Raw genomic sequence first — 19,834 nt, 5'->3', positions numbered from 1 at the left:
GTCGGTTCCGCGCATGAAGGGGCATCCGTTGGGTCGTACCGAATAGTCTATCGAGGTGGGCGGTATTTCAGCAGCCTGCTAACGCTTGAATTAAGCCGAGTTGCGAAGCAACGTCGGTTTGAATGAGGTGTTAGGCAGTGAGTGGCCGCAAAGGTTGGATGGTGCAACCATACTGCCCAGCACTGCCGCCTGTGCAGAGTGTGCCACAGCTTGCGGGATGGAGCTTGCCCGCGGATGCAGCGGTGAGCGATGCCACCGAAGCCAAATGCAATGTGCGCGGCGCAGTAACAACGTACGAGTACGAAGCCCCGAACTTGCCGCAGCCCACAACGGTGATGACTGCCGCCCGGAGCCGGCCGTATGCATGCCAGTCAGCGCACCGAAGCAGGACCCAACAACACGTTTGCTCCACCACTGCCTAGCACCTGAGTTAAGCCGAGCCGCGAAGCTGCTTCGGCTTGAATGAATTGTTAGGTGCCGACCGATTACGTCACATAGACCAGATGAACTCTAACCGAGAAGACAGGAGCGTCGGTTACGTGGGCATGGAGCACTAGATCGCTCCGACCCTCTCCTTGGGTCCACAGGTCAATAAGCGCCTCCCAGTGGCTACCGGTCCATATGCAAACAGAAGACTTCCAAGTCTCGTCCGGCAGGGTTGTCAATGTGGCGCCATAGCTGCGGATGTAGCGTTGAATCCGAGTGACCGTCTCAGTTGAGACTGGCTCGACTCCTGGAATTCGTTCCAAACGATAGTCGGCAGTCGTAAAGGCAGCCACGACTTCCCGAAATGTCTGTCGCCAATGATTTGGGATTGGGCGTTGTTCGCTTGCGCCGCTCATGCTGGAATCACTGAAGTGCGGCGCCTAACGCCTGAGTTAAGTCGACCCGTGAAGAGGGTTTGGCTTGAATGAGTCTTTAAGTGCCAAGCCCGATCAAAGAATCAGCATCGGGAATGCCAAAGGCCTTGGCCAATGCTAATGCATTGGGACGAATCCGCTCCGGAGAATCCTTGTCAAAGGGCGCAGGGAACCCGCTGAGGTTGTAGAGGGTCTTGGCACAGACCTCCTCAAAGCAGTACTGGGTAGTGCTCAGGCGGTCACCGGCTCGCTCTGCGGCCAAAGTCTTGGAACGAATCCTCTGAAACAACTTGTGCCCCTCAGACCACTGGTTTGGCTCTGCAGCCATCGTATCGAGGGCCAATAAGGTCTCGCGGTCATTGCAAACGGGGCAGGAACAACCAAACGAGCTGTTGGATCTCTGCTGCAGTTTGCGTTGCTGTCGCCATTGGGGCCTAACGCCTGAGTTAAGCCGAGCCACAACGCGGCGTCGGCTTGAATGAATTGTTAGACCGCATGCTGCTTAAGGACGGTAGGTTCAGTGTGTGAAGCTTGCCACAGCTGTAGGCGGTAGCGGTCTTGGCCATTAAGCCCGTCCTCCGACAGTGAGCAAAGGCCAGAAGAAGAGAGACGGACTCTGTACTCGCCAGGCGCCAAGTCGAAGCGTGCCGCGTCAGGCAAGTAGTCCGTGCAGCCAGCCACAACGAGCGGACCTTTTGTGATCGCGAGTGAACCCTCGACAACATGATCGAATTCCATGAAGTCAGCAGACGGCGCCGAATCCAGGAACTCAAGCGTAACTGGTACGCACATGTTGCGCGCAGTGCCGATCCCGACCACGCCCATTGAGACAGCGAACATGCGTTGAATGGCTATTGGACTCCACGCATCCGACAGGTCGCCGCTCGCTCCCTCGTCCTGTAGATAGAACTGGAAGTAGTCAGCAAATAGTTCGAGAGTGTGTGATTGCATCAGTGCGGTCTAAAGCTGGAATTAAGCGGCGGCGGAGCCGTCCGCGTGGATGAGTGGTTAGGACTTACGCCGCATGCCAAAGCGTGCCCGATAAGCGTATGCCGCACCTGGAAAACCGATAAAGAAGAGATACAAGCAAGCGTTTAGAACTGATGGCTGACTGCGCGCACCAGCCCAAACTGGGTCGCTAGAAAGCTCGACCACAAGGTAACAGATGCCAAGATCGAAGATGGTGCAGCCAATGAGGCTGCCAATGAATTGCCTGACTCGGCCTTGAGTAAAGCAGGCAAGGGCGAGTAGCAAGCAAAAAGCGGCAAACAAGTAGAAATAAATCGCCTTTTCGGTGGGCGGTGCGACAAGGACCATGACAGCGCAAAACAGCATGGCAAAGATGCCAAGGAGCAGTCTCGCACCAAGGCTGAGGCCGTGATTGATGGTCCTTTCAGCTTCCTGATACATTGCTGCACTCCTTTTAGCTCCTAACGGCTGAATTAGGTCGTTCGGATCCGGTTCGGCTTGAATGAATTGTTAGGCCGCACGCTGCCGCCAATAAGCCCGTAAATTGCGCCCAAGACTACGACGAATGTTGCAGTGTAGAGCCAAATTGACAGGGTAAGAGTACCTGCGGCAAGGCGTCCTGGACCGATGGCCCAAGAGATGGCCCAGCCAAGTGTTGCATCAGTCATGCCCATAGCTACACCGAGCAAAACTGCAGCCCAAAACCCAAGCTTACGAGCAGCGAAGAATGCAAATGCGATGTAGAGAATAGCGGATCCGAAGGCTGCGTAAGTGTAAGAAAAGCCAAGCATTAGAGACGCGAGAGATGCGACCGCATCAAACACGACCACCGCCAAACACGATAATGCGAAGAATTTGAGAGATTGCAATAGAGTCCCCTGTACGGCCTAACGCCAGAATTAAGCCGCGCCGCACCGCGGTGTCGGCTTGAATGAATTGTTAGGCATCACGGCAAGGCTACTCTGTCGGAATGGCGTACTGGGCTTGCCTGACACAAGACTCCGCTTCGCTCCTGCTCTTGAACTGATCCACGGTGAGTACGCCCCAGCCGTGGCCCGTCATTCCTACCCAGATGATTGGGACTTCATCGGCGCGGGTGTCCAGATTTAGCACGCCACTTTTCCCGCCAGGGTTGTGCTCGATGTAGACGCTATGAGGGCCAGGTTCTACCAAGACATGTGCGAAGTCGTTTGGCTTCAAGGTTCCGATCGGCTTGTTGTCAACGATTGCAGTTGTGCGGTTGCCTGCTCCGACAAGCGCGGCTTTCTCTCGACATACGTACAGGCTAACTCTCCCGGGAACAGGCTGCAGTTCACGCAACGTAGCTTCGGTGCTCTTGTCTCCGTATGTCACCGTCGCGCATCCGGACATGATGGTGACGACTAGCCCAGCTGCTACAGCATGTTGGATCTTCATCTGAATTCCCCCCTGACGATGCCTGACGGCTGAATTAAGCTACGCCGCGTAGCGGCGTCGAATTGAATGAATTGTTAGCGCACATCTTTGATGACAGGCGTTGGCGACTGCTCGGGAACCTCTGGCCAGTTCTCATGATGGAGCGCCCAAATGAACAGCACCGCAAAAGCAGCTCCCGCGACACGAGGAAGCCACGGAGCTTCGCGTACATGCTTCTTGAGCTTCCCGAAAGCTGCAAAGCAGATCGCCCACACTAAAAACTGGGCTGCCAGCATAAGGGACGCAACCCAGATGGTAGCGAGCAGAGCGGCAACCCCTTTCTCATACGTTGCAACAGGGAGAATTCCAACGAGTACGCCGACTACTGCACTAGAGTAATCAAATGCTACGCCGCCGAGACGTTCCCCGGCATACCGCAGGACCTTTGATAGAAAGCAGAACCCTCGAATGGCTGTGGCGATTGATAGTACAAGACCGGCGGAGTACACCAGCAATTTGATAAGAGTTAGTGCCATTTGGCCGCTAATGGCTGCGACTAGAATTGTATCCCAACGACTATCAAGAGCTAAGCTGGGTATAGAAACGGCCAGCGATACCCAAAACGGTACGGCAGCGTAGTAGCAGAAACGGATCCATGCTTGGCGGCCCGTTAGTTGGTAAAGGGGGACTGTCTCTGTCATGAGTGCTAACGCCTGAATTAAGCCGACCCGCGAATTGGGTTCGGCTTGAATGAATTGTTAGCTCTCACCGAGCACCCCTGCGGCCCAACATCGGACTCTTGCAATCCCACAAGGTGTCTTCAAGTGCTTGCAGCACATCTTGTGTTGGCGATGGATCATACCGCGCACACGAGAACGTGAGATCTAGCGATAAGGGCGGGGCCCAGTGCAATAGCTGTAGTGAGTACGTGCCTCTTGCCGCAGAGTAGCCGAGATGTTGATTTAAACGAGAGAAAATGCTTCTGCTGCCACCAACATAGAGACCCGAGCTGGGGCCGTTGGACTTTGCATAGGAGCGTAGACCGGTGTCACGTAGCTTGGCGGACGAAAAGGCTCCCGATGCTAACGTTAAATCTGAAGTTTCTGCACACTCAAAATAGTAGATATACGAACCTGCGCCGCTCCACTTCTTAACCTCCGCCACGAGTGGCAGGACTTCCCCTAGACCTAGGGTAGCTGTATTGAAGCTCCAGCTTCTCTGGTCCGCGGGCATAGTGCCGAGACATCTTTTGCCAATATCGGCAAGATGTGTAAAGGCCAGATCTGGAAGTATAGAGAATGTCATGCTTGTGAGAGCTAACGCTTGAATTAAGCCGGGTTGCGAAGAAACTTCGGCCTGAATGAGTTGTTAGGCAGTGAGTGGCCGCGAAGTTTGCATGGTGCAACCATGCTCCCCAGCACTGCCGCCTATGCAGAGTGTGGCACAGCTTGCGGGATGTACCAACGCGCTTGCTCCACCATTGCCCAACGCTGGAACTAAGCCGAGTTGCGAAGCAACTTCGGCTTGAATGAATTGTTGGGGCTCGCTCTATGTCAGCTTGACAGAGCGTACAGACTTGCGAAGGTTGTCGGCAAAGCCGGGCATTGCCCCACACTCAACAGCCAACTTGAAAAATTCTTCCGAGGCGTGTTGAGGATCTAGGCGGTATTGGCGTACACATGATCGGGCGTACGGGCCCAAGTCAACAATGTCACTGCCAGTGAGATGAGAAGAGCTAGCCTCGTTCTTGAACTTTTCAATCGCTACATTAGGCAGGTCGGGACCGCAGATGAAGTACTCAAGATGCTTCAAAAAACTCGGGTGCGCCAGAATCTCCCCACCAGATTTTCCGTTCTTCTCAAAGACGTCCTGTCGCGACTTTCCTCTACCTGTAGGGTTGAACTCGGGCTCGGAGAAGTAGGCAAGTCGCACTTCCGGCACCGCGTTGCGCCCAAGGATGCTCGACGCTAGCTGTTCCATTGGCGCGAGCGAACCCCGCAGTTCTTCGTCGCTCTTCCAGTCAAAGCGGATCTCTGCGAAGAGGTATTGTTCTGCAACAGAGAGGAGGATATCCGGTTCTCTCATAGTGAACCCCAACACTTGAACTAAGCCGAGTTGCGAAGTAACTTCGGCTTGAATGAATTGTTAGGCAGTGAGTGGCCGCGAAGGTTGGATGGTGCAACCATGCTCCCCAGCACTGCCGCGTTGACCGAGTGTGCCACAGCTTGCGAAACGGAGCTTGCCCAGCGATGCAGCGGCGCGTGATGCCACTGAAGCCAACTGCAACGAGCGCAGCGCGCGGACGACGTGCCAAGGCTAAGCACCGAACTTCCCGCAACCAGCAACGGTGATGACCGCTGTCCGGAGCCAACTGCATGCACGCCTGCGAACTCACCGAAGCGGCAACCACCAACGCATCTGCCCCAGCACTGCCACCTTAGTTAAGCCGCGCCGCGTAGCGGCCTAGGCTTCGACGAATTGTTAGGGCGCGACATTGATGAGCCCGAGACCCGACAATGTGGCCACGCCGCCGAGCCCCAGCGCTAGTGCCGCATAGCAAAGAGCCATGACACGCCCTTTCGGGGTGGACCAATGTTCGCAGACCCAGATAAGTGCGCGTAAGAAGAATGTCTTGTGGCTGTAGAAGTAGCTAGCGAGGAACATGGTGCCCCACGCCATCAGGTAGAGTCCCAATAGCACGGTGCTAGGGCCAGTGCGCATTGGGCCTGGCTTGAATCCGGCGAGCAAAGTGCTGACAAGGAGGGCGCCCAGAATGGCGATAAGCGACACTCCTAGTGCGATGCCGGGCTCGTTTTCAGTTGGCTTCGGCTGCATCGAACTTACTAGAGCGCCCTAACGCCTGAATTAAGCCGACCCGTAGCCGGGCGGCGGTTGGGTGCTAGCGTAGCGGAAAAAAGCGCCCAAGCGCTGCCCCGATGCGGGTTCGGCTTGAATGAATTGTTAGGCCGCGACATGTGCAGCCTCCATGTACGTGCTGTACGCGTCATATGAGAAGCCGATGCCAATAGCAGCAGAAAGAGCAAGCAACATCCAATACTTGGTTGGATGCTCTTTGCGGCTGAATCTGGCTACCCACGCGCCATCAAGCGCGCAACCAGTAAAAGCCTGAATGAGGAATGGAATAAAACCGCTCGCACCGAACAGAACGGCGGCAGCCAATTTGCTAAGGCCCACCGAATCGCCCCAGAAAGCGGACGCCGAAAACAAACCGATGAAAAGGATGAACCCCCAATCAAACGATTTGCCTTGAAAGCGCGAGACGGAATTTTTCATAGCTGCCTAACGCCTGAGTTAAGCCGCGCCGCGAAGCGGCGTCGGCTTGAATGAATTTTTAGCCTGCAAGGCTGTATGGGTACAGCAGAGACAGGCCAGATGATACTTTCTCAATTGACTGTTCCGCATGTGCGATCAGATTTGGATCATCAGCAGATTCGAATTGACGAATGATGTCGGCCAATTGAAGCCATTGGCCAAAATTGATCCCGAGAGTTTGCGGTGCCGCATCCGGTCCGGAATCATGATCCAAAAAAGCAACGCGCCGATCGTTGCCGGTAGAAATAAGCCAAGCGTCTCCCGTGCCCGATGTTGCAAAGACCCACCAGTCTTTACCAAGTCCTGCCAGGGGCGCATCACGGCCTTTTGTCTCATTCTTGGCAGAGAGAGAGTCAAGAAAAGCGAAGTCTCCCGCAATCTCAATGAATGGAAGACTGTGATCCTGGCTTAAATAAGGCAAATCAGAAGCTGAAAGTAGCTCAAGTGCGATTGTCCGAGGGTTGCGGAGTTCTAACATTGCGGTCTAGCGCCTGAATTAAGCCGAGTCGCGAAGCGGGTTCGGCATGAATAAATTGTTAGGCACCGCCCGAGACACGCAGAGTCGCGGATACGGCGCCCACTTTGATGCTAAAGCCGCTCATGAAGTTGGCCGTAAGGTGTTTGCAGCCCTCAGACGGTCTACTTGAGGCGAATGCACGCATCTCAGCTAATAGGTCGTCCCACATGAATCCAAGGGAGTCCAAGCAGTTATCCTCGGTGAATGGAACTGTCGGATCTCGCTCCTGGGCTTTGAACAAGTACACCCCCGCAAAGCTGAGTGAGAGCTCAGGCGGGTCTGATGGATTTACCCAATCGCCGGTGCCACGGTGCCAATGTAGCTCTAACGTCTGTTGCGCTGGGGCGTATGACATGCCCTGAAAGTCAAAGTTGTTGTGTAGGTCAAAACGGTCAAGCCCGCGCTCAAGCGCGATAAAGTCTTCGGCAATTGAAAAGCCAATTAGCTGCATGCGGTGCCTAACCACGATTGGACCGCCTGAGAGCGGTGTTGCGCCAAGTATCGACTAAGGCCGGAGGTCTGGAAAGAAGGAATTCCTATTCCTTGACAATAACCTGCCGGATGGCCACCGGCAGTCTTTGCGCCGATGCTGGGTGCGTTAGCCGACGTTTGAGCAGGCGCATGAGTTACACCCATGGCGATACAGGCGTAATGACGCATCTAACTCCGAAGCTGTTGGATCAGGTCCGTGTTCGGCTGCGGCTTCACTACAGCCTGCGTACCGAGCAGGCGTTTGCGGGCTGGATCCGACGCTTCATTCTGGAAAACGGCAAACGGAATCCAGGACAGATGCGGCGGGTAGAGGTCGAGGCGTTTCTCACCGAACTGGCGACGCAGGGCAAGGTGTCGGCCGGCACGCAACATCAGGCGCTGGCGGCGCTGCTGTTCCTGTATCGCGAGGTCTTGGGGGCGGAGTTGCCCTGGATGGAGAAACTGCAGCGCGCCAAGCGGGCGCGGCCCATTCCGGTGGTGCTCTCGGCCAAGGATGTCGCGCGCACCATGCAGGAGCTGTTGGACCACAAGGATGTGGTAACCACGCAGATCTACACGCATGTGCTGGGGCGCGGGGCGTGGGCGGTGCGCAGCCCGCTGGACGGGCTGCGCACCGGCAGTGGGTGACGTTGCGGGCAAGCAAAGCCAACCCGCTGTAGGCGTTTGCTATGAGGCGTCGTGACTGAAGTCCCTGCAAAGTCCTATGCCGGGAGTCGATGAAGACCGCTAAGAATCCGCGGTCTTCATGGCAGTGCCTCAGCCGTCCAGCATCGCCTTGTCCCGCACCGCACCCTTGTCTGCGCTGGTCGCCAGCAACGCATACGCCTTCAACGCGGTGGTGACCTTGCGCGGGCGCACCTCCACCGGCTTCCAGCCCCTGGCATCCTGCTCTGCGCGACGAAGAGCAAGTTCCTCGTCCGAGATCAGCAGATTGATCGAGCGGTTGGGGATATCGATCAGGATCTTGTCGCCGTCGCGTACCAGCCCGATCGCGCCGCCTGCGGCGGCTTCCGGCGAGGCGTGGCCGATCGACAGGCCCGAGGTGCCGCCGGAGAAGCGGCCGTCGGTGAGCAGGGCGCATTGCTTGCCCAGGCCCTTGGATTTGAGATAGCTAGTGGGGTAGAGCATTTCCTGCATGCCGGGGCCGCCCTTGGGGCCTTCGTAGCGGATTACCACGATGTCGCCGGCCTTCACTTCGTCGGCAAGGATGCCTTTGACCGCCGAATCCTGGCTCTCAAAGACGCGCACATTGCCTTCGAAGACGTGGATGGATTCGTCCACGCCTGCGGTCTTCACCACGCAGCCGTCGCGGGCGATATTGCCGTACAGCACGGCCAGGCCGCCCTCCTGCGAGAACGCATGCGCGACATCGCGGATGCAGCCTTCGCTGCGATCGGTGTCCAGGCTGTCCCAGCGCGTGGCCTGGCTGAAGGCAATCTGCGTGGGGATGCCGGCCGGGCCGGCCTTGTAGAACGTGTGCACGGTCTCGGCGTCGGTCTGGGTGACATCCCATTGCGCGATGGCGTCGGCCAGCGTGCGTGCGTGCACCGTGGCCGCGTTGGTATGCAGCAGGCCGCCACGCGCCAGCTCGCCGAGGATGGCCATGATGCCGCCGGCGCGGTGCACGTCTTCGATGTGGTACTTGGGCGTGTTTGGGGCGACCTTGCACAGCTGCGGTACGCGCTTGGACAGGCGGTCGATATCGCGCATGCCGAATGGCACGTCGCCTTCCTGCGCGGCGGCGAGCAGATGCAGGATGGTGTTGGTCGAGCCGCCCATCGCGATATCCAGCGTCATCGCATTCTCGAACGCTTCGAAAGTGGCGATGCCGCGCGGCAGCGCCGTGGGATCTTCGCCGCCGTACCAGCGGTGGCAGAGCTCCACCGCCACGCGCCCGGCGCGCAAAAACAATTGCTCGCGGTCGGCATGCGTGGCCACCACGGTGCCGTTGCCCGGCAGCGACAGGCCCAGCGCTTCGGTCAGGCAGTTCATCGAGTTGGCGGTGAACATGCCCGAGCACGAGCCGCAGGTGGGGCAGGCGCTGCGTTCGAACTCGGCCACCTTTTCGTCGGAGGCGCTGTCGTCGGCGGCGATCACCATCGCGTCGATCAGATCGAGCTTGTGTTCGGCCAGCTTGGTCTTGCCGGCTTCCATCGGCCCGCCGGAGACGAACACGGTGGGGATGTTGAGCCGCAGCGCGGCCATCAACATGCCGGGGGTGATCTTGTCGCAGTTGGAAATGCACACCAGCGCGTCGGCGCAATGCGCGTTGACCATGTATTCGACCGAGTCGGCGATGATCTCGCGGCTGGGCAGCGAATACAGCATGCCGTCGTGACCCATGGCGATGCCGTCGTCCACGGCGATGGTGTCGAACTCCTTGGCCACGCCGCCGACGCGTTCGATCTCGCGCGCGACCAGCTGGCCGAGATCCTTCAGGTGCACGTGCCCGGGCACGAACTGCGTGAACGAGTTGGCGATGGCGATGATGGGCTTGTGGAAGTCGCCATCGCGCATGCCGGTGGCGCGCCACAGTGCGCGGGCGCCGGCCATGTTGCGGCCATGGGTGGAAGTCTTGGAGCGGTACTCGGGCATGGCGATTCAGCGGTGATCGGCGAGCGGTGGCTGGCAATTAGACCGCGTCGTGACTGTTGCTGCTGCAACGGTCGCGGCGCGCTCCGGTGATCCGGCACGGTAGCACGCGAGCGACGGCACGCCGTGCCGGTGGGGAGGGCGCGGGCAGGGCGCGCATCGCACAGGCAGCGCCGGAGCGTTCGCCGGCACGGCGCGCGAACACGCGCCTCCCGCACGCGGCGCCCGCTGGTCGGCGTGGCATGTAATGCGATGTAAACGTATGTGGGCCGGCATGCAGTGCCCGGAGTGCAAACCGGAGCGCAGATCGCGCCGCTGCCACACCGGCACCATCGCCGTCAGACCGGTGCGGCAGAGGGGGGCACCACCGCCAAGGATCTCCACCAACGGCACCGCAGGAGGCGCCCATGTCCGACCATCCACACCCACGCCGCACGGCGGCGGCGGCCCCGCATCCCATCGACCAGACGCCGGCAGCAGCAGCCGGGATCACCCGCCGTCGCGTGCTGCAGGGCGCAGCCGGCGCGGTGGCACTGGCCGGCCTCGGGTGGGGCGGCCGCGCGGCTGCGCAGAGCGCCGCCCTGCCGTTCGCGGGCCTGAACTCTTCGGGCCTGGCCTCCAATAGCTATGTGGAGAATGCCGAGATCGGCACGCACTACCGCGCCATCACCGCACAGCACGTGGCCGCCGCCGGGGCCTGCCCGCTGTTCCGGTTGCCGACCACCGCCGCGCGCTTCACGCGGGGACAGGGCCTGGCCTTGAACGAGACCTACTGCAGCCAGGTCCAGGATGCGCTGGACCACGTCGCCGCCCGCGGCAAGCGCGCCATCGTGGAGCTGCACGACTCCATGCGCCTGCCGCAGCGGGTGGCCGTCAAGTCGGGCTATCGGCGCGACGCCAGCGGCGCGCTTGTGGATGCGCGCGGCAACCGCATCGACGATGCGGCGGCCGCCGCGGTCTGGGCCGACACCTATCCGCTGCGCAACTTCGGCTACCAGGGCTATTTCGATCGCCGCGACGGGCTGCTCAAGCTGTACGAGTACCGCGTGATCGGCACGCCGGGGTGCACGCTCTACAACGCGTCCGGCCTGCCCGACCTGTGGGCACGCATCGTCAACCGGTTCCGGCAGCACCCGGCGGTGTTCGGCTGGGGCGTGATGAACGAGCCCTATCAAGGCGACGAGCGCGCCGCCGACGGCAGCGTGCTGTCGATGGCAACGCACTGGCAGAACACCGCCACTGCGTGCTGCAAGGCCATCATCGATCGCGACCGCGACCACTTCGTGTTCGTGTGCGGCAACGGCTATGCCAGTGCCCGGCTCTGGCAGGAGGATTCGATGGGCCTGTTCGACATCCCCGATCCCTACAACCGCATCGTCTACGAAGCGCACAACTATCTGGACAACAACGGGGCTGGCGGCGGCAACTGGATCGGACCGGGCGGGCGCAACGAAGTGATCCAGCCCGATACCGGCATCACGATGGTGACGCCCTTCATCGACGCCCTGCGGGATGCCGGCAAGCGCGGTTATCTCGGCGAGCACGGCTACCCGGCCGGCAACCGCAGCGCGGAGGTCGCCACCACGCGCATGCTGGCCCATCTGCAGGCGAACAATATCCCCAGCACGCAATGGTGCTTCGGCCCCGGCTGGCCGGATGACGACGTGCTCGGCATGAGCCGCGACGTGGGCGCGGATATCCAGGCCAAGAGCAATCTCGCTGCCGTGCAGGCCTTTTTCGACGTGCGCCTGTCCAGCTACATCCCGCCGCGCTAGCCACGCTGCCGCTGCCGGCAGGTGGCGGCGGTTTACACTGGCGGCATGCGCAAGAACATCCCGTGCCGCGCCGGCTGCGCGGCCTGCTGCATCGCGCCGTCGATCAGTTCGGCCATCCCCGGCATGCCGCAAGGCAAGCCGGCCGGCGTACCCTGCGTGCAGCTCGACGGCCAGGGCCGTTGTCGCCTGTTCGGGTTGCCGACGCGGCCGGCGGTGTGCGCCAGCCTGCGTCCGTCCGAGGACATGTGCGGTGCATCGCGCGCCCAGGCGCTGGCCACGTTGACGGCACTGGAGCACGCCACGCGGCCGTGAACCGCGGCAGGTCACCGGCGCCCCGGACTTGCGCCACTTGAATTGCGCCTGGCTGCGGGTCCGCGCTGCCAGGGCGGCGCGGCCTGCCGCGTGTTCCTGCCGTCACCTCTGCCCGCCGGCATGCTCGCCGCGTCAGGCAAAGGTGTATGCAGCAGGCGCATGACGTCGCATCCGCATCGCACGATGCCGATGCTGGTCTGCAGCCGTAGCGCAGGGACAAGGATTCAGTCGGTGCTGGAGAGGCCCAGGTACTGGTCCTTGAGCCGCACATAATGCTGCGCCGAATAATGCAGGCTCTCGATTTCCTTGTCGCTGAGCGTGCGGGCCAGCCGCGCGGGATTGCCCAGCCACAACTCGCCTTCGCCGACGATCTTGCCCGGGCCGACGACCGCCCCGGCGCCGACAAAGCCGTAGCGCTTGACGGTGGCGCCGTCGAGCACGCAGGCGCCCATGCCGATCAGGCACAGGTCTTCGATGGTGCAGGCATGCAGGATGGTGCCGTGGCCGACCGTGACGTCGGCGCCGATCACGGTCGGGTAGCCGGCCTTGTTGAACGGGCTGTGGTGGCTGACGTGGATGATGGTGCCGTCCTGCACGTTGGTGCGTGCGCCGATCTGCACATGATTGACGTCGCCGCGAATCACCGTGCCCGGCCACACCGACACGTCATCGCCCAGGCTCACCTTGCCGATGATGGTGCAGGCAGGATCGACATAGACGCGTGCGCCCAGTTGCGGGGTATGTTCCAGGAACGAGCGAATCGGGGTCACGATGATCTCCGGCATGTCGGCGGGCCGCCCGGTGCGGGGCACTGCCTGCATGATAGCGGGCGAGCGCCGGCACGCGGGAGGCGCTGGCGTGGCAGTGGAACCATCTGGCTGTGGCCGTGCATGACGCAGCGGCCCAGCGTGTTGGAACAGCCGGCGCCAGAATCTGTGAGGCTACGCCTGCACTTTCGCTGCAGCTTCGAATGGATCGCGTTGCAGCACTGCGCGTGCCGGTTTGCAGTCATACGCATCCAGCGGCGTTCAACGCACTGCCACCAACAGTTACATGCCGTTGAACGACGCGCAAGGTCGATTGCTTCCGCGCAGGCAATGCGCACGCCGCAAATGCCGTTGTGCAGACAGGCCAACGAATGCCTGGAGAGCCGGGCGAAGCGCTCTGCCGGCTTGCCCGACAAGCGCACAGCCATGCATGCCGCTGTCTTGAACGCCCCTGCGATCGGCCTAGCGTGCCGGTGCGTTTTTGCAAGACGGTGGTCGTTGTTCGTTGCAGTACCGATGTACTGTCGAAGGCCGTCGCAGTTGCGAGCGTGCTTGTGTCTTGGTCGTGGTGGCGCTGCGTGGTCGCGTGGTCACGCGTGAGGCTGCCAATGCCGTTGCGCTTCCTGCACCAGCATCACCCGTTGACCCAGCGCGCCATGACACCTGCCAGTTCGTGCTGGAGTGCATCACGCCGTTTCAAGTAGAGAATGGGCGATCGGGGTGGGCCGCTTCGGCGCGATCGCCTCGTCGCTGTGCGGGGGCGTGCTGGTGGACGCTGGCCGGTTGCCGGCAGCCCCGGATCTGGCCTGCAGTGTGTCGCCGATGCGTGCGGCCATCGCCGTGCTGGGCATGCGCCAGCCGGTGCGCTGAACTGCTCGGCCGGCGGTCGTCGCATGGCACTAGCGAAGTCGCCCTTACCAAAGAAATCCCGCGCACTGCCGATAACCCGACAGACCCTCCATCGTCGTGGCGGGCTCTTCCGCGGACCCTTTGCAGATCAGCGCCGGCATGCTCAGAACCATCGACTCAGATCAACTCCGCCCCGGCATGTATGTCTACAAGCTGCTGGGCGCGTGGGTGCACCATCCGTTCTGGAAGACCTCGTTCCTGGTCGATTCGGACGACGTGGAGAAGATCCATGGCAGCCGGATCGAGCAACTGGTGATCGACACCGCGCGTGGGCTGGACCTGGACACGGCAGCGCCGGGCGCACCCGATCCGCAGCCCGAGCCGGAGGAACCGCCGCCGCCGACACCGGACCCCCCCGAGCCGGCCACCACCGCGCGCACCGCGCGAACCAATAGCGTCACCGCACAGGTCGGTATCGAGTCCGAAGTGGTGCGCGCGCGCAAGATCTTCGAAGACGGCCGCGACATGGTCGAGGCGATGTTCCGCGATGTGCGGCTGGGACGCACCGTCGACACCGAGGCGGCGATGCCGCTGGTGGAAGCCATCAACGATTCGGTCTTGCGGCATCCGCAGGCCTTGATCAGCGTGGCAAGGCTCAAGACCGCCGACGACTACACCTATCTGCATTCGATGGCCGTGGCCGGCCTGATGAGCGGGCTGGCGCGTCAGCTCGGTCTGCCCGAAGGGCAGGTCGTCGAGGCGGCCATGGGCGGCCTGCTGCACGACATGGGCAAGGCGGTGACGCCGCTGGACATCCTCAACAAGCCCGGCAAGCTCACCGACGAAGAGATGGAGATCATGCGCCAGCACCCGCTGGACGGTCATCGCCTGCTGCTGGCCGGCGGCGTGCAGAACGCGGTGGTGCTGGAGATCGCGCTGCACCATCACGAGAAAATGGACGGCAGCGGCTATCCGAACCGGTTGGCGGGCGAGAACATCGCGCTGATGTCGCGGATGGGCGCGGTGTGCGATGTGTACGACGCCATCAGTTCGGACCGTCCCTACAAGCGCGGTTGGGATCCGGCCGAATCGCTCAAGCGCATGGCGTCGTGGCAGGGACATTTCGATCCGGCAGTGTTCCAGGCCTTCGTGCGCCGGCTGGGGATTTATCCGGTCGGCTCGTTGGTGCGGCTGGAGTCGCAGAAACTGGCAGTGGTGATCGAGCAGACCCCCGATGCGCTGCTCAAGCCCAGGGTGCGCGTGTTCTACTCGGCCAAGCTGCGCAGCCATGTGCTGGTGCAGGACATCGACCTGTCGCGCCCGGACTGCCAGGACCGCATCGCGCAGATGGAAAGCCCCACCGACTGGGGTTTCCGCGATCTTGAGAAGCTCTGGCTGCCGTAATCCGTAATCCGCTGGCCACAGGCCGCGCGCATGCACGCGGCCTACCTGGCGCGGAGATGCGCTGGGCGAGTGGGCTGGGTCCGCAGGCGTCGTCTGGCGACGGCGGCAGCCTTGCCGTCGTAATTGCCACCATCGCTGCCCGGCCCGGCATACCCCGCGCGCACCTGTGCCAGGCTCGCCGGTCACAGGCGGTTGCCGCCACGCCCGCCAGGCCCATCGGTCAACCTGGTCAACCTGGCGAGCACGGCCATGTTGCGCTGCAGCTTGGCAATATAGTTATGATCCATAACTATTGTGCAACGCAATCACCTGCCGGCCCCGGACCCCATGCCTCAGCTCTGCCTGGATGACCGTCGCTTCCCACACCTGCCTGCCGTCGCATGCGGCCGCCATGTGCAGGCACCGGACTGGCCTCAGCCTGTGGCGGCCTGCCTGCACGGCGGTGCTACGCGGTTGGCGGCCACGCCCACATCGGCATGCCTGCGCGCGTCTACAATGCAGCTCATGCCGCGGATCGGCGTTGCGGGCGGCGAGCGTTGCGCGCACCGGTTCGTCCGTCGTCTTCGTTGCGAGAACCGTCATGTCCGTCACTGCCACTGCCGCATCGCTGCAGGATGCCGTCACCACGGTGGATCAGGCACGCCTGCTGCGGCTGCTGGGCTACCGCATCACCCGCACCGAGTTGCTGGTACGGCGGATGTTTCAGGACTGCGTGGCTGCGTTCGATCTCAAGCCGGTCGACTTCTCGCTGCTGATGCTGGTGGACGGCAACCCCGGCATCAACCAGCGCCAGATCGGCGACGTGCTGCACGTGTCGGCGCCCAACCTGGCGATCGTGGTGGCACGCCTGGTCAAGCGCCGCCTGCTGCGGCAGGTACGGGGGCGCCAGGACCGGCGCATGCAGCATCTGTCGCTGACCACCGCCGGCGTGGCCCTGCTGAGCGCTGCCGAGGCCGAAGTGCTGCGCATGGAACAGCAACTCAGCGCGGTGCTTGGCAGCAGCGAGGCGCCGTTGCTGCGCGCACTCGACCGGCTCGACCGTCTGGACACCGCATAACCCGCCGCTGCCGTGCAGGCGCACGGCCAGCTTTCCTTTCGACCTGCGCACGCGCCGTTGCCGGCGTGTCGATCGCGCCCGCCTGACCGTTGTCCCGCCGCAGTTCCCGCTGTCCCTCCCAATGCTGGAGATGTTCGCAGTGAGCTATCGATCGGTCCTGTCTGGGTTGTCTTCCCGCGCGTCGGCGCTGCGCCGTGCAGCGCTTGGCATGCTGTCGCTGCTTGCTGCCGGCACGGCCGGCGCACAGAGCCTGCCCCAGATTACGACGCTGACCAACGGCATCAATACCGGCGGCACCAGCTATCTGGACGGCTTCACCCGCACCACGCCCGGCTGGGCGGTGATCACCTATCTGCGCCAGAGCTCACTGGACGCGATCAAGGATTCCCGCGGCAACGACGTGCCGGTGTTCGACCGCCCACGCATCGATTCCACGCTGCTGCTGACCCAGGTCGCCTATGTCACCCCGTACAAGCTCTTCGGGGGCGCACTGGGCATCAACACGCTGCTGCCGCTGATCAACCTGGATGCTTCGTTCGGGCGCAACAGCATTGCCAGCTTGCGCGACAACGGCGCCGGCGTGGGCGACCTGACCTTCGGCCCGTATCTGCAGATGCTGCCGGTGATCCGCAATGGCAGGCCGGTGTTTTCGCAGCGTTTCGAAATCGATGCGATCGCGCCGATCGGCAAGTTCGACCGCGATCGCGACCTCAATCAGGGCGCCGGCTACTGGTCGCTGGTGCCGCAATATGCGTTCACCGTGTTCCCGATGCCCAACTGGGAAGTCAGCGCACGCATCAACTACATCTACAACTTTCGCAGCGAGCGGCGGCCGAACCTGCCACCGGGCTTCGAGTTCCGCAACGGTCAGGCCGGCGACGCGGGCTGGATCAACGTCGCCACCTCCTGGGAAGTGGTACCCAATATCCGGCTTGGCGTGAATGCCTATTACCTCACCCAGTTCCGCGATAACCGCACCAATGGGCAACGCGTGGCCGACACCCGCCAGAGCGTGTTCTATGCGGGGCCCGGTGGCGTGTGGCGGATGGATGCCAACAACATGCTGTTTGCCAATGTGTATCTGCCGGTGGAGGTCAAGAACGCCGCCTCCGGCAACAACGTCAACCTGCAGTACGTCCATGTGTTCTAGCGCCGGTACATCCGGCCTCTTCGGAGAGTGGCAATGAATTTGCAGAACAAGACGATCGTGGTCACCGGCGTGGCATCGGGCATCGGTGCCGAAGTCGCGCGCCTGGCCCGCTTCCATGGCGCCACGGTGATCGGCGTCGATCGCACGCCGGTGCAGATGTCGCTGCACGGGTTCCACCAGGCCGATCTCGGCGACCCGGCGTCCATCGATGCGCTGGTGCAGGCCTTGCCGGCGCGTGTCGATGCGCTGGCCAATGTGGCTGGCGTTCCCGGTACCGCGCCGCTGGAGGCGGTGGCGCGCGTCAACTATCTGGGCCTGCGCCATTTGAGCCAGGCGCTGCTGCCGCGCATGGCGCCCGGCGGTTCCATCATCAATGTGGCCTCCATCCTGGGTGCCGAGTGGCCGCAGCGCCTGGAACTGCACAAGCAACTGTCCGCCACCGACAGCTTTGCGTCTGGCGATGCATGGCTGCAGGCGCATCCGGTGGCGCACGCCACCTGCTACCAGTACTTCAAGGAAGCGCTGATCGTGTGGACGCTGCTGCAGTCGCGGCCCTGGTTCGCCGAGCACGGCGTACGCGTCAACAACGTCTCGCCGGGGCCGGTGTTTACGCCGATTCTTGGCGACTTCGTCAGCATGCTCGGCGAGGAGCGCGTCAAGGAAGATGCCAGGCGCATGACGCGGCCGGCGTATGCCGACGAAGTGGCGGAGGCCATCGTGTTTCTCGCTTCCGATGCGGCGCGCTGGATCAACGGCATCACCCTGCCGGTCGATGGCGGGCTGGCGTCCACCACTCTGTAACACCACCCCCTCAGCAGGAGGCTAGACCATGAACGCTCTCCCCAATACCGCGATTGCCGCAAGCGCCGCTCCGGCGTGGCATGGCTGCATCTTCAATGGCGACTGGGTGCCCGGCAACGGCGGCACCGTGCAGATCATCGAGCCGGCCACCGGCACGCTGCTGCACGAAGTCGGCAAGGCCGACCTGGCCGATGTCGCCGCTGCCGTGGCGCTGGCCAAGAAAGCGCAACGTACCTGGGCAGCCACTGCGCCGCGCGAGCGCGCTGCGGTGTTTCACCGGGCCGCGCAGCTGATGGAAGCGCGCAGTGCCGAAGCGGCGCTGCTGATCGCGCGCGAAACCGGCGGCATCCTGCCCAAGGCCCAGCGCGAAGTGAACGAGTCGGTGGTGATCTACCAGCAGTCTGCGGCGCTGCCGCTGCAGGCGGTTGGCCAGGTGCTGCCGACGGGCGCCGGCCAGCTCAGCCTGGCCCGGCACCTGCCGCTGGGCGTGATCGCAGTGATTTCCCCGTTCAATTTCCCGCTGATCCTGTCGCTGCGCTCGGTCGCCCCGGCGCTGGCGATGGGCAATGCGGTGGTGCTCAAGCCCGACCCGCGCACGCCGTATACCGGTGGCGTGGTCATCGCGCAGGTACTGGAAGAAGCAGGTTTGCCGAAGGGTTTGCTGCATGTACTGCACGGCGATGCAGCCATCGGACAGGCGCTGGTCGAGTCGCCGGATGTCCCGATGATTGCTTTCACCGGTTCCACCGCGGCCGGCCGGCGCATCGGCGAGATCGCTGGCCGGCATTTGAAGAAGGTGTCGCTGGAATTAGGCGGCAACAACGCGGTGATCGTGCTCGACGACGCCGATCTGGACAAGGCCGCCTCTGCAGTGGCATTCGGCGCCTACCTGCATCAGGGGCAGATCTGCATGGCCACCGGCCGGGTGCTGGTCCAGCGCGGGATTGCCGATGCATTCACGCAGCGGCTGGCCGAAAAAGCCAGGCATCTGCCGGTCGGCGATCCGGTTAGCGGCACCGTGGCACTGGGGCCGATCATCGACCAGCGCCAACTGCAGCGCGTGATCGATATCGTGGAAGACAGCGTTGCCGCCGGTGCGGTGGTGGAAGCCGGTGCCAGCAACGAAGGCCTGTTCTATGCGCCGACGGTGTTGTCCAACGTGCGCCCGGGCATGCGTGCCTTCGACGAAGAAGTCTTCGGGCCGGTGATCAACATCACCGTGTTCGATACCGACGAAGAAGCCGCGGACCTGGCCAACCATGGCGAGTACGGTCTGGCTGCGGGCATCCTGTCGGCGTCGGTGTCGCGTGCGATGCGCCTGGGCGACAAGCTTCACACCGGCCTGTTGCACATCAACGATCAGACCGTGGCCGATGAAGTCATTAATCCCTTCGGCGGGACCGGTGCGTCGGGCAACGGCACCAGTGTCGGCGGACCGGCCGATTGGGAGCAGTACACCCACTGGCAATGGCTGACGATCAAGAACGAAGTACCGCAGTACCCGTTTTGACCGGTGCGGCGCAACATACTGGGCGGTGGGGGTGCAGGCGAGCCGTGGATC

19 protein-coding genes and 2 pseudogenes are annotated in these 19,834 nt (G+C 62.2%); 9 read left to right on the top strand and 12 right to left on the bottom strand.

Features of this window, described 5'->3' with window-relative positions; genetic code table 11:
* Positions 1–485: 485 nt before the first annotated feature.
* The 10 genes from XarjCFBP7645_RS22225 to XarjCFBP7645_RS21505 form a co-directional block, all read right to left on the bottom strand.
* Positions 486–842 carry a DUF7668 domain-containing protein gene (locus XarjCFBP7645_RS22225; RefSeq protein ID WP_104538795.1) on the bottom strand — a complete coding sequence of 119 codons (357 nt, stop codon included), beginning with the start codon at positions 840–842 and terminating at the stop codon, positions 486–488.
* A gap of 504 nt (positions 843–1,346) precedes the next feature.
* A complete protein-coding gene (locus tag XarjCFBP7645_RS19810; RefSeq protein ID WP_104538794.1) occupies positions 1,347–1,811 on the bottom strand; it encodes a hypothetical protein in 465 nt (154 codons plus the stop codon).
* 57 nt (positions 1,812–1,868) lie between these two features.
* Complete coding sequence (locus XarjCFBP7645_RS19805; RefSeq protein ID WP_104538793.1) at positions 1,869–2,270, bottom strand: hypothetical protein; 402 nt, start codon at positions 2,268–2,270, stop codon at positions 1,869–1,871.
* Between the two features lie 32 nt (positions 2,271–2,302).
* Complete coding sequence (locus tag XarjCFBP7645_RS21510) at positions 2,303–2,698, bottom strand: hypothetical protein (RefSeq protein WP_146096381.1); 396 nt, start codon at positions 2,696–2,698, stop codon at positions 2,303–2,305.
* An 88-nt stretch (positions 2,699–2,786) separates the two neighbouring features.
* Positions 2,787–3,245: a hypothetical protein gene (locus tag XarjCFBP7645_RS19800; RefSeq protein WP_104538792.1), complete on the bottom strand. Its 459-nt coding sequence runs from the start codon at positions 3,243–3,245 to the stop codon at positions 2,787–2,789.
* A gap of 74 nt (positions 3,246–3,319) precedes the next feature.
* Positions 3,320–3,925, bottom strand: coding sequence for a hypothetical protein (locus XarjCFBP7645_RS19795; protein ID WP_146096380.1), 606 nt, complete (start codon positions 3,923–3,925; stop codon positions 3,320–3,322).
* An 847-nt stretch (positions 3,926–4,772) separates the two neighbouring features.
* Positions 4,773–5,309: a hypothetical protein gene (locus XarjCFBP7645_RS19785; RefSeq protein WP_146096378.1), complete on the bottom strand. Its 537-nt coding sequence runs from the start codon at positions 5,307–5,309 to the stop codon at positions 4,773–4,775.
* A 396-nt stretch (positions 5,310–5,705) separates the two neighbouring features.
* Positions 5,706–6,059 (bottom strand): hypothetical protein, encoded by a 354-nt coding sequence (locus XarjCFBP7645_RS21770; RefSeq protein WP_104538788.1) that lies wholly within the window; start codon positions 6,057–6,059, stop codon positions 5,706–5,708.
* Positions 6,060–6,185: 126 nt separating this feature from the next.
* A complete protein-coding gene (locus XarjCFBP7645_RS19770; protein ID WP_104538787.1) occupies positions 6,186–6,518 on the bottom strand; it encodes a hypothetical protein in 333 nt (110 codons plus the stop codon).
* A 58-nt stretch (positions 6,519–6,576) separates the two neighbouring features.
* Positions 6,577–7,035, bottom strand: coding sequence for a hypothetical protein (locus XarjCFBP7645_RS21505; protein WP_146096377.1), 459 nt, complete (start codon positions 7,033–7,035; stop codon positions 6,577–6,579).
* Between the two features lie 690 nt (positions 7,036–7,725).
* Between XarjCFBP7645_RS21505 and XarjCFBP7645_RS19755 the strand changes: the two are divergent.
* Positions 7,726–8,085, top strand: a pseudogene (locus XarjCFBP7645_RS19755) (phage integrase N-terminal SAM-like domain-containing protein); the annotation flags it as partial.
* A gap of 237 nt (positions 8,086–8,322) precedes the next feature.
* Here the strand turns inward: XarjCFBP7645_RS19755 and ilvD are convergent.
* Complete coding sequence (ilvD, locus tag XarjCFBP7645_RS19750; RefSeq protein WP_104538784.1) at positions 8,323–10,161, bottom strand: dihydroxy-acid dehydratase; 1,839 nt, start codon at positions 10,159–10,161, stop codon at positions 8,323–8,325.
* A gap of 404 nt (positions 10,162–10,565) precedes the next feature.
* Between ilvD and XarjCFBP7645_RS19745 the strand changes: the two genes are divergently transcribed.
* Positions 10,566–11,933 (top strand): glycoside hydrolase family 5 protein, encoded by a 1,368-nt coding sequence (locus XarjCFBP7645_RS19745; RefSeq protein ID WP_104538783.1) that lies wholly within the window; start codon positions 10,566–10,568, stop codon positions 11,931–11,933.
* Between the two features lie 45 nt (positions 11,934–11,978).
* Positions 11,979–12,245: a YkgJ family cysteine cluster protein gene (locus tag XarjCFBP7645_RS19740; RefSeq protein ID WP_080959949.1), complete on the top strand. Its 267-nt coding sequence runs from the start codon at positions 11,979–11,981 to the stop codon at positions 12,243–12,245.
* Between the two features lie 224 nt (positions 12,246–12,469).
* Here the strand turns inward: XarjCFBP7645_RS19740 and XarjCFBP7645_RS19735 are convergent, their stop codons facing one another.
* Complete coding sequence (locus XarjCFBP7645_RS19735) at positions 12,470–13,015, bottom strand: gamma carbonic anhydrase family protein (RefSeq protein ID WP_166775179.1); 546 nt, start codon at positions 13,013–13,015, stop codon at positions 12,470–12,472.
* A 705-nt stretch (positions 13,016–13,720) separates the two neighbouring features.
* Here XarjCFBP7645_RS19735 and XarjCFBP7645_RS21500 point away from each other — a divergent pair.
* From XarjCFBP7645_RS21500 to XarjCFBP7645_RS19710, 6 genes and pseudogenes are all read left to right on the top strand, one after another.
* Positions 13,721–13,882, top strand: a pseudogene (locus tag XarjCFBP7645_RS21500) (MFS transporter); the annotation flags it as partial.
* A 138-nt stretch (positions 13,883–14,020) separates the two neighbouring features.
* Complete coding sequence (locus XarjCFBP7645_RS19730) at positions 14,021–15,265, top strand: HD-GYP domain-containing protein (RefSeq protein WP_104538882.1); 1,245 nt, start codon at positions 14,021–14,023, stop codon at positions 15,263–15,265.
* A 580-nt stretch (positions 15,266–15,845) separates the two neighbouring features.
* The gene (locus tag XarjCFBP7645_RS19725; protein WP_104538781.1) at positions 15,846–16,322 is read left to right on the top strand and encodes a MarR family winged helix-turn-helix transcriptional regulator; all 477 of its coding nucleotides are present in this window, start codon (positions 15,846–15,848) and stop codon (positions 16,320–16,322) included.
* A gap of 121 nt (positions 16,323–16,443) precedes the next feature.
* Positions 16,444–17,472, top strand: coding sequence for a SphA family protein (locus XarjCFBP7645_RS19720; protein ID WP_429001475.1), 1,029 nt, complete (start codon positions 16,444–16,446; stop codon positions 17,470–17,472).
* A gap of 33 nt (positions 17,473–17,505) precedes the next feature.
* A complete protein-coding gene (locus tag XarjCFBP7645_RS19715) occupies positions 17,506–18,273 on the top strand; it encodes a coniferyl-alcohol dehydrogenase (protein ID WP_104538780.1) in 768 nt (255 codons plus the stop codon).
* 28 nt (positions 18,274–18,301) lie between these two features.
* Positions 18,302–19,783, top strand: a complete 1,482-nt coding sequence (locus tag XarjCFBP7645_RS19710) for a benzaldehyde dehydrogenase (RefSeq protein ID WP_104538779.1) — start codon at positions 18,302–18,304, stop codon at positions 19,781–19,783.
* Positions 19,784–19,834: the final 51 nt, after the last annotated feature.

The organism is Xanthomonas arboricola (assembly GCF_002940665.1).
In the GTDB taxonomy this organism is placed as follows: domain Bacteria; phylum Pseudomonadota; class Gammaproteobacteria; order Xanthomonadales; family Xanthomonadaceae; genus Xanthomonas; species Xanthomonas arboricola_B.
Note: the sequence above shows the minus strand (reverse complement) of the source record. Positions and strands in the feature narration are given on the sequence as shown.

Excerpts from the sequence above, each read along its gene's own strand:
- XarjCFBP7645_RS19740 (WP_080959949.1), top strand. The coding sequence starts at position 11,979 with ATGCGCAAGAACATCCCGTGCCGCGCCGGCTGCGCGGCCTGCTGCATC.
- XarjCFBP7645_RS19800 (WP_104538792.1), bottom strand. The coding sequence starts at position 3,245 with ATGAAGATCCAACATGCTGTAGCAGCTGGGCTAGTCGTCACCATCATG.
- XarjCFBP7645_RS19795 (WP_146096380.1), bottom strand. The coding sequence starts at position 3,925 with ATGACAGAGACAGTCCCCCTTTACCAACTAACGGGCCGCCAAGCATGG.
- XarjCFBP7645_RS19720 (WP_429001475.1), top strand. The coding sequence starts at position 16,444 with ATGCTGGAGATGTTCGCAGTGAGCTATCGATCGGTCCTGTCTGGGTTG.
- XarjCFBP7645_RS19770 (WP_104538787.1), bottom strand. The coding sequence starts at position 6,518 with ATGAAAAATTCCGTCTCGCGCTTTCAAGGCAAATCGTTTGATTGGGGG.
- XarjCFBP7645_RS19805 (WP_104538793.1), bottom strand. The coding sequence starts at position 2,270 with ATGTATCAGGAAGCTGAAAGGACCATCAATCACGGCCTCAGCCTTGGT.
- XarjCFBP7645_RS19785 (WP_146096378.1), bottom strand. The coding sequence starts at position 5,309 with ATGAGAGAACCGGATATCCTCCTCTCTGTTGCAGAACAATACCTCTTC.
- XarjCFBP7645_RS21505 (WP_146096377.1), bottom strand. The coding sequence starts at position 7,035 with ATGTTAGAACTCCGCAACCCTCGGACAATCGCACTTGAGCTACTTTCA.
- XarjCFBP7645_RS19725 (WP_104538781.1), top strand. The coding sequence starts at position 15,846 with ATGTCCGTCACTGCCACTGCCGCATCGCTGCAGGATGCCGTCACCACG.
- XarjCFBP7645_RS19745 (WP_104538783.1), top strand. The coding sequence starts at position 10,566 with ATGTCCGACCATCCACACCCACGCCGCACGGCGGCGGCGGCCCCGCAT.
- XarjCFBP7645_RS19810 (WP_104538794.1), bottom strand. The coding sequence starts at position 1,811 with ATGCAATCACACACTCTCGAACTATTTGCTGACTACTTCCAGTTCTAT.
- XarjCFBP7645_RS19730 (WP_104538882.1), top strand. The coding sequence starts at position 14,021 with ATGCTCAGAACCATCGACTCAGATCAACTCCGCCCCGGCATGTATGTC.
- XarjCFBP7645_RS19715 (WP_104538780.1), top strand. The coding sequence starts at position 17,506 with ATGAATTTGCAGAACAAGACGATCGTGGTCACCGGCGTGGCATCGGGC.
- XarjCFBP7645_RS19710 (WP_104538779.1), top strand. The coding sequence starts at position 18,302 with ATGAACGCTCTCCCCAATACCGCGATTGCCGCAAGCGCCGCTCCGGCG.
- XarjCFBP7645_RS22225 (WP_104538795.1), bottom strand. The coding sequence starts at position 842 with ATGAGCGGCGCAAGCGAACAACGCCCAATCCCAAATCATTGGCGACAG.
- ilvD (WP_104538784.1), bottom strand. The coding sequence starts at position 10,161 with ATGCCCGAGTACCGCTCCAAGACTTCCACCCATGGCCGCAACATGGCC.
- XarjCFBP7645_RS21770 (WP_104538788.1), bottom strand. The coding sequence starts at position 6,059 with ATGCAGCCGAAGCCAACTGAAAACGAGCCCGGCATCGCACTAGGAGTG.